Source organism: Arthrobacter sp. Soil_C_60 (genome assembly GCF_057656375.1).
This window is the reverse complement of sequence record NZ_JBDGKM010000007.1, coordinates 122,298-135,429: the sequence shown is the minus strand read 5'-3', so window position 1 is coordinate 135,429 and position 13,132 is coordinate 122,298. Positions and strand designations below refer to the sequence as shown.

11 protein-coding genes and 2 pseudogenes are annotated in these 13,132 nt (G+C 59.1%); 5 read left to right on the top strand and 8 right to left on the bottom strand.

Annotated features, from left to right (window positions below; genetic code table 11):
* Positions 1–117: 117 nt before the first annotated feature.
* Together AC3A4M_RS15115 and AC3A4M_RS15110 are read left to right on the top strand one after the other, a co-directional pair.
* Positions 118–678 carry an HD domain-containing protein gene (locus AC3A4M_RS15115; protein ID WP_498736555.1) on the top strand — a complete coding sequence of 187 codons (561 nt, stop codon included), beginning with the start codon at positions 118–120 and terminating at the stop codon, positions 676–678.
* A 66-nt stretch (positions 679–744) separates the two neighbouring features.
* Positions 745–995: pseudogene (locus tag AC3A4M_RS15110) on the top strand (helix-turn-helix domain-containing protein); the annotation flags it as partial.
* 67 nt (positions 996–1,062) lie between these two features.
* Here the strand turns inward: AC3A4M_RS15110 and AC3A4M_RS15105 are convergent.
* Both AC3A4M_RS15105 and AC3A4M_RS15100 read right to left on the bottom strand, forming a co-directional pair.
* Positions 1,063–1,302: pseudogene (locus AC3A4M_RS15105) on the bottom strand (IS110 family transposase); the annotation flags it as partial.
* 272 nt (positions 1,303–1,574) lie between these two features.
* Positions 1,575–2,177 (bottom strand): NAD(P)H-dependent oxidoreductase, encoded by a 603-nt coding sequence (locus tag AC3A4M_RS15100; protein WP_498736553.1) that lies wholly within the window; start codon positions 2,175–2,177, stop codon positions 1,575–1,577.
* A gap of 643 nt (positions 2,178–2,820) precedes the next feature.
* Here AC3A4M_RS15100 and AC3A4M_RS15095 point away from each other — a divergent pair.
* Both AC3A4M_RS15095 and AC3A4M_RS15090 read left to right on the top strand, forming a co-directional pair.
* Positions 2,821–3,609, top strand: a complete 789-nt coding sequence (locus tag AC3A4M_RS15095) for an MOSC domain-containing protein (protein ID WP_498736551.1) — start codon at positions 2,821–2,823, stop codon at positions 3,607–3,609.
* On the top strand, positions 3,606–4,544 hold the full coding sequence (locus AC3A4M_RS15090) for a PDR/VanB family oxidoreductase (RefSeq protein WP_498736549.1): 939 nt from the start codon (positions 3,606–3,608) through the stop codon (positions 4,542–4,544). Before AC3A4M_RS15095 ends, AC3A4M_RS15090 begins: the two co-directional genes overlap by 4 nt.
* Positions 4,545–5,521: 977 nt before the next feature.
* Here the strand turns inward: AC3A4M_RS15090 and AC3A4M_RS15085 are convergent.
* From AC3A4M_RS15085 to AC3A4M_RS15060, 6 genes are all read right to left on the bottom strand, one after another.
* A complete protein-coding gene (locus AC3A4M_RS15085; protein WP_498736547.1) occupies positions 5,522–6,208 on the bottom strand; it encodes a GntR family transcriptional regulator in 687 nt (228 codons plus the stop codon).
* 138 nt (positions 6,209–6,346) lie between these two features.
* Positions 6,347–7,690 (bottom strand): MFS transporter, encoded by a 1,344-nt coding sequence (locus AC3A4M_RS15080; RefSeq protein ID WP_498736545.1) that lies wholly within the window; start codon positions 7,688–7,690, stop codon positions 6,347–6,349.
* Between the two features lie 89 nt (positions 7,691–7,779).
* A complete protein-coding gene (locus AC3A4M_RS15075) occupies positions 7,780–9,156 on the bottom strand; it encodes an NAD-dependent succinate-semialdehyde dehydrogenase (RefSeq protein ID WP_498736543.1) in 1,377 nt (458 codons plus the stop codon).
* A gap of 174 nt (positions 9,157–9,330) precedes the next feature.
* Positions 9,331–10,089: an SDR family NAD(P)-dependent oxidoreductase gene (locus tag AC3A4M_RS15070; RefSeq protein ID WP_498736541.1), complete on the bottom strand. Its 759-nt coding sequence runs from the start codon at positions 10,087–10,089 to the stop codon at positions 9,331–9,333.
* Between the two features lie 84 nt (positions 10,090–10,173).
* Positions 10,174–11,058 (bottom strand): dihydrodipicolinate synthase family protein, encoded by an 885-nt coding sequence (locus AC3A4M_RS15065; RefSeq protein ID WP_498736539.1) that lies wholly within the window; start codon positions 11,056–11,058, stop codon positions 10,174–10,176.
* Between the two features lie 32 nt (positions 11,059–11,090).
* Complete coding sequence (locus tag AC3A4M_RS15060) at positions 11,091–12,488, bottom strand: protoporphyrinogen/coproporphyrinogen oxidase (protein ID WP_498736537.1); 1,398 nt, start codon at positions 12,486–12,488, stop codon at positions 11,091–11,093.
* Positions 12,489–12,953: 465 nt separating this feature from the next.
* Here AC3A4M_RS15060 and AC3A4M_RS15055 point away from each other — a divergent pair, with 465 nt between their 5' ends.
* Positions 12,954–13,121, top strand: a complete 168-nt coding sequence (locus AC3A4M_RS15055) for a hypothetical protein (protein ID WP_498736535.1) — start codon at positions 12,954–12,956, stop codon at positions 13,119–13,121.
* The last annotated feature ends 11 nt before the right edge of the window (positions 13,122–13,132 follow it).

Genomic DNA, 13,132 nt, shown 5'->3' with positions numbered 1-13,132 from the left:
AGAACCCAGGACACAATCTTCCCCAACAAAGCGCTAGTCGCCTACACGACCTCCGAGCAGACAAACAATGACGCGTACCCAGTGAGCACGCTGAAACGCAACAAAGGAGCATGAAAGATGGACGTCGTATCATTCACGAAAATGCACGAGGGCACCCGGGAGGACTATGCTCTTCTGAGCTCTCTTGAGGAGGAATTCAGTAGGGCGCTTCCTGACCGGATTCTCGCCTCACTGAGAGAAATGGAAGAGGGGCTTGGCGGCTACCGAATCAGTCGCCTGGAACATAGCTTGCAATCCGCAACGCGCGCTCACCGGGACGGACGGGACGAAGAGTATGTCGTCGCCGCCCTGATCCACGACATGGGTGACGGACTGGCCCCTCATACGCACGGCGAGATGATGGCAGCTGTCATGCGCCCATACTTTCCCGAACGCCTGTGCTGGATTGTCAAGCATCATCCTGCATTTCAGCAGTACTACTACGGCCACCTTGCGGGCCTCGACCAGAATGCTCGCGAAAAGTGGCGGGGGCACCAGTGGTTCGACGACTGCGTCGAATTCTGCGAGCTCTACGACGAGAACTGCTTTGACCCAGCATACGAGAACTTGCCCCTTGACTTCTTCGAGCCCATGGTCCGCCGCGTTTTCGTCGAACCACGCTATGAACATCGGAACTGACCGGACCATTTGACACTGCTTGCCAAACGCACAAGCCCTCAGGAGATTTGCGATCTGGAAGGCCCTGTCATGCTCTCCGTTATGGGTGCCTTCGCCGAGTTCGAACGATCCTCATCAGGGAGCGGCAGCGGGAAGGCATCGCCCTGGCCCAGCAGCGCGGCGCCTACAAAGGAAGGAAAAAGACCCTCACGCCGGAACGGGCCGCCGAACTGGTCCATCGCGCCGGCACCGGTGTTCCGAAAGCAGTCCTTGCCCGGAACTATGGAATCAGCAGGGAAACCGTCTACCAGTACCTGCGCCAGGCCAAGCTGGAGTGAGCCGCTCCCCTGCCTGCGCCGTCGATGTGCGATAGTTCGCGCGGCCGTGGCTTGACGAAGGTCCATGTTCTTTCAAGGGAAGGACGGCAGAAGCGATCCGATGCGCGTCCAACGGATCGGACTTGCCAACCCCACGACGCGGCATGGCGGCCATGCGCGCGGCTTCTGCGACCTGGTAGCCGGCAGCTGCGACAGCACCGGCCAGCACGGCACCATAGGAAGCCGCGCCCTCGATCACCCACAAGGTGGCCAGATCGGCGCCGGTACGACGCGCAACCCAAGCAATGGCGCGGTTGATCCCGGCGCCGCATCGCTACCGGCACCCTGCTCCAACCCGAAGACATGGAACGGGCTGATGAATCGCTCGATATTTCGGCAGGTACCTCAGGGCACCTGCCGTGGAAACTCAGCAGCCTCCGCAACTGAAAGACGCGAGTCCTACCTACTCCCGGCCCTCGGGAAACCTAGGACACGTGAGCATCCCGGCTTCGAGTGAGCGCGGTGAGCGGAAGCGTTCGTGGAGGCTCTTGCCCCTACGTGACGCCACCACTGCTCACAGCGGGCCAAGGAATGAAGCTGCTAGACGACTTCTGGCTCGAGGGAACAGCTCAATGCGCGCGCCTCGGCCAAGACCGCTTCGGGCTGACGCTCAGCTTCCCATAGCCACGTTATGTCGACGTTTCGGATTCCGCAGTATTCGAACACTCCATGGCGAATCTGGGTCTCCGCGGACCGCTGGTATTCATGGCGGTCGTACAGGTCAGCATCACTGGCCGTAAGTGCCACGAGTTGGACTTTCAAGCGTTCGAGGACATTCGCCCTGTCGGAACCGTACGCCCAGCCCCCAGTGAAAACGCGTTCAAGCCAACCCTTGATGTGCGCCGGCATGGACCACCAGTAGACGGGGAAGACGATCACCAGGGCATCGGAGGAAGCTATCAGTTGCTGTTGCTCAAGTACGTCCTCGGGAAGCCTGGGCGGCCTACCGGCCGCAACGTCCCGGTAAGCGGCGAGGTCTTCCGCCGTGAAGGCAGGCCAGAAGTTAATCTCCGTGAGATTCTGGAATACGACATCATGGCCGCCGTCGCTGATAGTTGAACCAATGGCCTGCGCTACTGCGACGGTCAGGGAATCCGGATCCGGATGCGCGGTTAGGATCAGTACTTTCGATTGGGAATCCATGCTTCTCCATCTACGGTATTCGTTGCTTCGGTGCTTATTCGTGAATGATTGCTATGCCGGGCGTCGGAACGAAGGTGCCAAGCTTGCCAGCGATGGTACTGGGAGCTAGTCAGTCCGCGTCTTACATATGCAGCGCCTAACGCCCTTAGTCACATGTTCACCGTCCTGGATGCTCCACCGGCATTCCCCCGATCCGTAGGAGCAGTGCTATTTCATGCGGTTCCGCGGTTGTCCCTACAAATGTTGCCACAATTACTTGATCAAAAAAACTTGATCAAAGTTCTTGACCACCGCCATTGATGCGTCTCATAGTTACTTGTATGCCTGTACGAGGTCTTGAGCAGCCCATACGGCTGTCGTCCAACCCTTCAATGGCTGGCCGAGGCTGGTTACTGGCAGCAAGCGGTGGGAGAAGAACCTCACACATCTGTTTCGTCCAGCTAAACAGGTGGGCGGCATGAGGGTCCGCCGCCTAAACAACGCGCCTGACCAAGCACTTTTCCGAACGACTGAAAGCAGGATGTGAGCTAGGTCATTAGCGGCGCCACGGGAGCCACCATCGACATCTCCGGCGCCGATTACGTGCGCTGACAGTCCACTAGACCCAGACGGTAACGACCCCAACGGCCAAGGACAAAACCCATTGAAAATCGGCAAGGTGACGAGCCTCTACATCTACCCCATGAAATCAATGAGCGCGCAACCACTGGAATCCGTAAAAGTGAGCCCAGAGCGAGGATTCCCATACGATCGTGCGTTCGCTCTGGCTCACCACAACGCCGATCTCCAGAGAGCATTCTTCGAGCCACTGCAGCCAGAGTTCTTCAAGCTGACAGATGAATATCGTCTTGCGGGCCTACTAACCCGTTGTGATCCCGCAACGGGCCATTTTGAAGTCTTCGTTCAGGAACATCTTGTTCTCTCGGTCGACCTGATGGATAAAACTGACCGTTCTCGGGCGGAACAGTTTTTTGCCAGAGTTCTGGACCTTCCCAATGATAAGGCGCCAGTAATAGCGCACGCGCAAAACTACAACTACTCGTACTTGGACAGTTCATCGTGCCATGTCGTTAATCTCGCATCGGTCCGGGATCTGTCCGAACGTGCCGGAGTGGAGATCGATCCGTTGCGTTTCAGGGCCAACCTGTATATAGACACAGACGAACCCTGGGCAGAATTTGAGTGGATGGGGCACGACGTGGCAATCGGAGGCGAGGTGCGCGTAAGGCCGTCCAAGCGTGCTGGCCGCTGCGCAGCTACTGAAGTAAACCGTGTAAGCGCAGTGAGGGACCTGCCCATCCCCAGGCTCTTGAAGCGCTTTTACGGGCACACTTATTTTGGAGTGTATGCATCCATTACCCAGGGCGGTCTGCTTCAGCCAGGAATGACGGTGGAGCTGGCCCCCGCCCATGACCTGAAGCCCCGCCGATGATAGAGGAATACGTCAAAGTCCGGCTGGCAGGAAAGCGTCGTGTCGCAGAGAGTGTCATCGAGTTTCGTTTCGAGGCCCTCGACGGGTCAACTCTTTCGGCCCCTTCGCCGGGTGATCACATCGAGATAATCACGCCATCAGGAATGCCGAGGTGCTATTCGACCACGGAAGGCCCGCAGGGGTCCGACGGCTGCTGGATTGTGGCCGTCGCATTAGATCCCGCCGGGAGTGGCGGTTCGCTGAGCATGCACACGGACGCGACCCCAGGGGACGTCATGGACGTGAAACCGCCGACAGGCAACTTTCCCCTCAGTGATTCCCGCAGCGCTTTGTTGATCGCCGGCGGCATAGGGATCACGCCTATCCGATCCATGTACAACACGATTCGCCGGCAGGGTGGGCAGTGCGAGCTCCTGTACCTCGCGGCATCCAAGGCTGAGGCGGCATATGCGACCGAATTTACAGAGGACCCGCATTCCACGTTGTACATGCGTGATGAGCAAAGCGAGCGGTACGACCTCTGGAGCGTCTTGGAAAGCCCGGATGACAGAGACGTTTATTGCTGCGGGCCTCCTGGCCTGATGGCTCAAGTCCGGGCATTGACCATGCACTGGGGCCCCTCCCGCATTCATTTTGAGGACTTTGCCGGTGTTTCTCCCTTGGGTGAATTCAGCGGACCCTTCTCAGCCAGATGGGTACCCACAGGTGAACTGATTCCTGTTCCGGCTGAGAGCACTCTTCTGGCAGCGATGCGGGCCGCTGGCATTGAGTGGCCGAGCTCCTGTAACGCGGGGACTTGCGGGACATGCAAACTATCCCTGATCGGCGGTGACGCCGACCACAGGGACGCAGTGCTGACAGAGGATGAACAGGAAAAGCTACTCACTCCGTGTGTTTCACGCGGCGACGGCATCCTCGATATAGGACCCCTCTGAATCAGAGGAATTGGAAAGCGGGTAATTGACATGAACCACCGCCGCATCAGCGATTGGTGCACTCTCGACGGCGCTAACGTCGAAATCCGGCAGCAGGAACAGCCGTGTGCAGCGGAACCGTTGACGGCGTCGGGTCAATCCTCTGGGTGCTGTCGCCCATCGATGGGCGCCGGCATTTTGAAGAGGCAGCTTTTACCAGGCTTGGGCTGTGGAGGAGTGCCTCGGCTTCCACTACAAGGTGAACCAGTGCGAACGGGGGGCCTCTTCTCCCACATCGTCAGCTGCAGCCTGAGACTCATTCAGCATTCTTCACCAAGCCACGGCTTCCCGTGATACGTACAACTGCCTCAGGGGCCGAGGCCGCCGGATGGGGTTCGTTATCCAGCGCTCTGTGTATTGTGATTCCCTCGATGAGAGCGTCGAGCAGCCGCGCAGTCAGGGAGTCGAAGTGCTGTTCCAGTGCCCGGCGGCTGCATGCCATCCAGGTGTTCGTGAGTCACGGAAGGTAGAGTCACGGGCGGCCAGTGTGTACAGCTCGTGCGTGAGGACGAGTCCCGCTGGTTGCCGAAAACATTTTCGGTGATCACCGCAACCACGGCTGCTTGCGCCGACTCCCGGTCCGTTGCGGCGTTCATTCGCCGTTCGAATGACTTCGCGACGGCCCCGGCGAACCGCGTAAAGGCCTCGCGGAGGAGGTCCTCCATGTCACCGAAGTGATAGACCATGGAGCCAAGGGGGACGACTGCGGCAGCGGGAAGCGGAACGGACCCGCCGCGGTGAGTCGTCAGTCAGTTTCCAACAGGAATGGATGAACGAGGAATTTCCTCTCCTTGAGCACGGAAAGCCTTGGACTTGGGCTAACCTCGTCCTGACAGCAAATGAAGTCATCCCCGACGGCTTACTGGCCTTAGCTCCCGGCCAGTAGGGGCAGCCCTTGAACTGGCACTTTCTGCCCTCCGCGGGGAAAGGCCCGCCCTCTAGTCAAGCGTTGCCGCCTTGTGGGGTAGACGCGCCTTTATTCGGTCAATGGCGGCCAGGAGGGAGTCGTCGATGATCCGGCTGACAGCTTGGGAATCCTTCACTTCGGCTGCTGCGAGCAGTTCTTCGTGCGGCGTCCAGAACATCGAGGTGTCGTCGGATGTGAGAGCCTGGCGGGCGCCCAAAATTTTGTAGGAGCGGCAGCGGTTCCACAGGCCTTGGATCATGTCGACCAGAAGCAGGTTTCCCGTAGACGCATAGAGGATGCTGAGCATGCGTTCGTCGCGGTCGAGGTAGTCAGTGATGCGCTCTCGGCTCAGGGCTTCCCGGATTGATCCGAACTCCTCGTGCATCTTTTCCAAGTCGTCTCGCGTAAGAAGTTCCGCGCCCTGCCGGGCGGCCTCAACTTCGAGGATTCTGCGGATGGAATAAACGTGCAGGAGCTCCTCCAGGTGGAGCTCCTTAACCACAGCGCTTCTGCGCGGAGGGTTCTCCACCAGCCCCGCCTCTTCCAGCCGCCTTAAAGCTTCGCGTATCGGCATGTGGCTAGTGCCCAGTTGGGCCGACAAATCCTGGATACGGAGCTTGTATCCTGCCTCGAGTTCACCATTCATAATGGCGGCGTGGATTGCCTCGAACACCTGCTCGCCAACCAAAGTGCCCGGTTCGATCCTCGCCATCGTCATGCACGTCATTCTACTGTCCTAAGAGAAGTTTGATCAAAAAAAATTGATCAAAATATTCATTCACTGCAGACTCCTGTTTCAATCAATTAGACCTTTGCCAAAGACTTGCCCTGATGCTGGATCGCAATTGGGCAACTTTTACTGCGGTTTAGGCACGATCATGAGCGAGGTCGTGGTTTCCGACAGCGACTTTCCCTTCGTCTCCGGTGCCCAAATCTGCGAGACGATTGCACCGATGGCAACTACGCCCGCAAGCATCAGAAGAACTGGGCCGATCCCCAGAGTTTCGATGCCTACGGGAAGCAAGAATATGCCGATTGCTGCACCGAGCCGGCTGAAAGCGGCTGCAAAGCCTGTCCCGACACCGCGCACCCCTGTCGGGAACAATTCGCCTGGGTACACAGCAGTGAGGACACCATTGACTGCGTTCAGGAACGAGAATACGAAGAAGAGTATGAGTACTAGCCATGACGGGGCGGATGACCAGAGGCCGAGCAGAAGGAAGATGCCGAGCATGATCCATTGAGGCGGCGCCGTGAAAACCCGTCGGCCGGCCTTGTCAATCAATGACATCGTGACTGCTACGGCCACGACCGCCACCATTGACAGTCCCACGCCTCCACTCAAACCATCGGCGAGCCCGTACTGACTGAGTACAGCACCTGCGAAAGTAGCGATGCCAAAGTACGGTAGAACGTTACAGAACCAGAAGACGGAGATGAAGGCGGTGGATCGAACGTTTTCCCGTGAAAAGATCTCCACGAAACGCGCCTTCTTCTCGTGTTGAGCAACTCGCTCGAAGTCGGCAATGTCCGAAGCGCCGTCCATATATTTGTAAGCAATGGCGCGCGCTTCATCTTGACGCCCCTTCGACCACAGCCATCGTGCAGACTCCGGGAGGCCGATTCGACCCAAAAGCAAGGCAACGGCGAGGACGGTGGACGACCCGAGGATTAGGCGCCAGGAGACTCCGATAGCGCTCAGGTAGAAGGCGAACGCGTAAGCAAACATAAATCCGCCGTAGAACGCGAGCTGGTTGATCGACATGAGACGACCGCGGGTGCGTGATGGTGCGAACTCGGAGAGCATCGGCCAACTTACGGAGTACTCAGCACCAATGGCCAGCCCCATTGCAAAGCGGACGAACATAATCAGCTCTGGCGAACCCACGAAGAACTGGAGAATCGATGCCGCGACGAACAGCGCAATATCAATTATGAAGAGGGGCTTGCGGCCCCACTTGTCGGCAGCCCATCCTCCAAGGGGTGCCCCGATAAGAATGCCCACCATGGTCATGGCGGCGAGCAGACCGACCTGCAGTGCGGTGAAACCGAGGTCTTCCTGCAGGACAGCTGTCACCGGTCCAATGATGCCGAGAATATAGCCGTCCAAGAAGGTGCCGCCAGCCAGCACCCCGAAGAGACGGATAATGAACCGTCTTTTGAACTTTGTATCCTCAGCTGTCTGCTGTGTAAGTGACATTATCTTTCCTTCGACATCCGCAACCTGCACTGAATGAGTAGGCGGATATAGATTCCTTGCCGTCTTTTTTTGCTTGCGTCCCTAGGCGGTTACGCTGACACGAAGAAGAGACGACTGTTCGAGAACTCTCCGATCCCGGTCGGGCCCATTTCGCGCCCGAAACCGGAACGCTTTACACCGCCGAACGGCAGTTCTGCCGCTTCTGCCGCGATGGTGTTGACGTGCGCCATGCCCACTTCGAGGCGAGCAGCAAGGCGCGAGGCGCGAGCCTCATCGGTGGAGAACACAGAACCTCCAAGTCCAACAGCGCAGTCGTTTGCTATCTGCAATGCCTCCTCATCGCTGTGGACCTTGTACACGGTCGCAACCGGACCGAAGATCTCCTCCTGGTATGACTCCGAGTCCAGCGGGACGTTGGTGAGGACCGCGGGTGAGTAGTATGCCGAGGGGCCTTGCGAGAGTTCACCGCCGACCTCCAAGGTCGCTCCTTCGGAGACGGCCTTTTGCACCTGTGCATGCACCGTCTCGGCGGCTGCACGGGAGGACAACGGAGCGTACTCATCAGGGCCGAGATTCAACTGGTTACCGGGTTTCAGACCCTGGGCCTGCTTCGTCAGCTCTGCAACGAACTCTTCGTAGATGTCGTCCATGACGATAATGCGCTTGTTGGAGTTGCAGACCTGCCCACCGTTGTAGGTGCGGAAGTCCCACGCCTGCTTGGCAACCTGTGGGACATCCTCGGCGTCGAGCACCACCATTGGATCGATACCGCCAAGTTCCAGCACGCACTTCTTCAAGTGCTTTCCCGCCTGCGCACCGATGTGCGCACCAGCGCGCTCCGACCCAGTGAGCGAAACACCTTGCACCCGGGGATCCTCGATGATCGTGGCGATCTGGTCGTGCGACGAGAACAGGTTCTGGTAGCCGCCGACCGGGACGCCAGCCTCCTCCATGATCTGTTGCATGGTCAGTGATGAGCGGGCGCAGATGTCCGCATGCTTGAGCAGGATCGTGTTACCCAAAAGCAGGTTCGGTGCCGCGAATCTGACTGCCTGGTAGTAGGGGAAGTTCCACGGCATGACGCCGAGCAGGACGCCGATGGGGCGCTGCTCGATGCGTGCCTTGCCTGGGACCGTGCTGGGGATCTCGTAGTCCGTGATCAGGCTTGGACCATGCACGGCGTAGTACTCGCAGATAGAGGCGGCGAACTCTACTTCCTCGGCTGCCTCGGAAAGTGACTTCCCCATCTCGAGGGAAATTAGTCGTGCGAGCTCCTCGGATCGCTGCCGAAACAGGTCAGCAACGCGTTGGATGATGGCTGCCCGTTCCTGAACGCTGCGCTCTCTCCACTGGCGGTAGACAGAATCCGCTCGACCGAGTGCAGCCTGAATGTCTGCATCGCTTGCTGATTCAAAGGACTCTAGAACCTCGCCCGTTGCGGGATTCTGAAAACGGTACTTGGACATGATGATCTCTTTCGAAGAAATAAAAACAGAGAGGCTTGACGTAAGAAGAGCGGCACGGCCACGCACTACGGGTGGGCAGGCCGGGACGTACTGTGCGAGGAGTGGCCGCCTTTTTACGAAACGGGTAGCATTCCCGCGGCATTTTTCGCAGAAAAGTTGCCCGAACCACCGTGCTTAACGGACGTAATCAGCGCCGGTGATGTCGATGGTTGTGCCTGTGGCGTGTTTGGCGCGGCCGCTGGCAAGAAAAGCGATCACTTCGGCAACATCCTGCGGGGGAGTAACCTCGCGTAGCGGCAGTGTGGCGGCGATCGCATCTGCCTCGCTGCCCGATGACAGCTCGGTTGCCACCCAACCGGGTGAGAGGACGTAAGCCAAGACACCGTCGGAGGCAAACCCCCGGGCGATACCTTTGGTCATTGCCGCCAAGCCGCCCTTGGCGGCACCATAGGCCAAGTGTTCCGGATCATCGCCGCGATGGGCGGAACGGCTGGCGACGCTGATAATGATGCCGCCCCGCCCGCGGAAGTGTTTCACCGCCGACCGCCCCAGATCGGCCGCTGCCCACAGATTGAGGGACAGGTTGGCGTCCCAGCCATGTTTCCAGGCCTCATCCGTGCCGAGCATAGGGGAAGGGATCCACGCGCCGGCGTTGTTGACCAGAACGTCGACTGCTTCGACAGCATCGAGAGTCTTCAACCACAGCTGCGCCGGTCCGTCCACCTCGGATAAGTTGGCCTGCACGAGATGGACGCGATCGCCCAGCTCCTGCGCGATCGCCTCCGCCGGCCCTGCGGCCGACCAGTAGTGCAAGACGACCGTGGCTCCGTCACGGTGCAGGGTCCGCGCTGTTGCCGCACCGATTCCCCGGGACGCACCTGTTACGAGAACGGTCAATCCAGCCAGCGGTCCCATTGTGCCTGTCGTTGTCATTGGTCCAGTTCCCTTTTCTGTCGTGGCAGCACCAGTACAGACCCCCGGCTAGCTCGGTCCTCGTGCTGAGACGCGCGTTCCGCGCTAAACCGCGGCGGCGAGCAACTCGTCAACGAGGGGCTTCAGCAGGGCGCGCTTCTCGGCGGACAGCGCACTGAAGGGCCGACGCGGCGAACCTGCTGGATAGCCGGTCATTTCCATGGCAGCGAAGACTGAAGGTACGTACTCACCCTTTTCGAGGTAGCTCATCAACGGCTCCAGCGGAAGCCACAGCTGCCGTGCGAGGTCCCATTCGCCGCGCATTGCAGCATCGACGAATGCGACGGCCGCCTTGGGGGCGATGTTCGCACCTCCCCAGATCACGCCTGCGGCACCCGAGTACAAGGCGGCCGCTGCGAGCGAGTCAGCACCGTTCAGCACTGGCAGGCCGGTGCGGATAAGGTCGGCCTCGGCGGTCATATCACCGCGGCTGTCCTTCACGGAGACGAAGTTCGGGATCTCAATCAATCGGCGGAAGAGATCCGGCGTAATCGCAGGGGCAACTCCGCCCGGAACGTTGTAGCCGATGATGGGCAAGCCGCCCGCGTCCACAGCCTCGTAGTACGCGAAGATATTGTCATCGTCTGCTGGCCCCTCGAAGAATGGCGGCAGCACCATGACACCGTCCACACCGTTATCGGCCGCGTGCTTGGTGCGGGACACTACGTCCTCCACAGTGAGCGCGGAGGTCTGGGCGATGGTCTTTGCGCGGCCATTGATGATCTTCGAGCCGCGCTCGATGAGCTCATCGGCTTCGTCCCGCGTGAGGTAGACGTGGAGACCCGTGCCGGAGCTCAGCAAAAAGCTGGAGATACCAGCGTCGAGGTATCGCTCGATGTTCTCCTCAAGCTGGCCGTAAGCGACCTTGCCGTTCTCGTCAAAGGGCGTTGCAAGGGCCAAGTTCAACCCAGGGAATAGGAAGTCAGACATTCGGTTCTCCTTGTGGTGGTCAGGTAGAGGTTTTAGATGGTTGAAAGCAGTGAGTTCTTCGGAGCCCGGGCTTGCTGGTTCTCCGTGGCGATCAGGCTCATAGCGTCCTGCGCTGCCTGGAACCCGGTGGCGACCGACGTTTCCGTGTACATCGTGCCGAGGTAGTCGCCAGCGAGCTTGATGCGCTCGGTTCCTCGCAGCAGAGTTGGCTGGAGCTTGCCGCGTCCGGGGAAGCAGTACGGCGCACCTTCGGGCAGCCGCCAGGTTTCGGCTTCTACCACTGAGCTTCGGAAGCCCTCGCCCAGAACTTCGTTCATGTCATTGAGGTGGATGTCGAGGATCTCCTCATCGGACTTGTTGATCAGGGCTGCGCCCTTTGCGCCCGGGGAGAACACCATGAACGTGGAGCCAGGCTGACGTTCCGCCTCAGATCCGCGGACGATGCTTGATTGGTTCGTCAGGATTGAGAACGAGCGCTTCGGGGCTGCGATGCAGTAGACGTCGTCCCACTTCTTCGGGGTGGTCTCATTGGTCATCACGGAGGTGACCACGTGGTTCCCGTACTTGATCTGGCCCAGGGCCTCGCGCAGGTCATTGGGAAGGTCCTTCGTAACACGGTTCGTCACCGTCGCGGTGGTCGCCATAACGACCGTGCGGGCCTCTACCTCGTGATCCTCGCCGTTCTGCCGGTATCGGACGACGACGGAATTCTTCTTCGGCACAACCTCAACGACTTCGGCCCCCAGCTGGACCCGGTCGCCCAAACGGGCCGCGATGGTCTCAGTCAAGGTCGATGGTCCACCCACGATGCCGCGGTTCAAACCGGCGCCGATGCCCAGTACCAGCGAGAAGTAGCCGATGCCGGTACCTGCTGAAATGTCATCAACCGAACCGGTGCATCGGGTTACGGTGACGTCGAAGATTTCTTCAGCGTCCCGGGGCATCTTCCGACCGATCCATTCGCGGAACGAGATTTCGTTCTGGAAGTCGTAGATGCGCTGCTGTCGCTTGGTTGCGGACTCGCCTGGACGGACTTTCACCACATTCATGTATTCCATGATTAGCGAACGCAGGATTCGTGCGCCCACGGTGAATGCCGCGATCCGCGAGTCCATGGAGATGGGAAGACGCAACGGATAGGTCGCCAGCGTTCCCGAGTACAAGGTCTTGCCGTTCATGTTGAATCCGGTCAGGGAACCCGGGATCTCAACAGCCTCGATGCCAGTCTCGTTGAACAGGGTGTCCGTCGCCGAACCGGGACCTGCATACATGTGGCCACCCCAATTGAGCCAGTGTGAACCTCGTCGCTCGGAGCGCACTCGCCCTCCAATACGGGGCTGGCTTTCAAGCAGCACGGTGTCGAAAAAGCGCGAACGCCACGCAGCGGAAAGCCCCGCGAGGCCTCCACCGACAATGATCACATCTTTCATTATTGCCTTCTCATCTTTCCTAAAAACGGACTGGGCGGTCTCGCTACGAGCAACATCGAAACCCTCACCCATTGATGTCGGATCGTGGCCACGAGCATCCTCGCTGTAGGCCGGTTCGTCCGAGCTGCTCACGATGCTGCTGCGGAGAGTAAGGTTCCGGATCTTGAACGGTGAGAGCAGTGGATTAACGGCCAAGGGGCCCTGATTCGTGCTGACGCCATACAAAACACTATGAAGCGCATCACGCCGCCCGTCAATAAGTTTGATCAAATTTTTTTGATCAAACTTATGGAAGCTCCTTAAATGGCAGTATGGTATTGGCGAGGATTGAATTGAACCCGGCACTTTGGTGGGCGAGAGCAGGTCTTTGAAGCCCCTCACGCGGCCCTCATGACTGGCGAGTTCGAAGCAGGGTCCAAGCTGCGGATCCATGGGACCTGTCGGACCAGCTAGGTAACGAGTCACATGCCGATACGTGAAGCACTCCGGCGGCTGGAGGAAGCAGGGCCGGTGGAAAACCCGCCGCACAGAAGCGGGGTGGTCAAGGAGCCCCACCTGGAGGAGTTGCTGCATATCTACTCGATCCGCAGGATCCTTGAGGTCAAGGCGGCGCGTCAGGGGCTGAACTGGTGACGCCCGCCGAT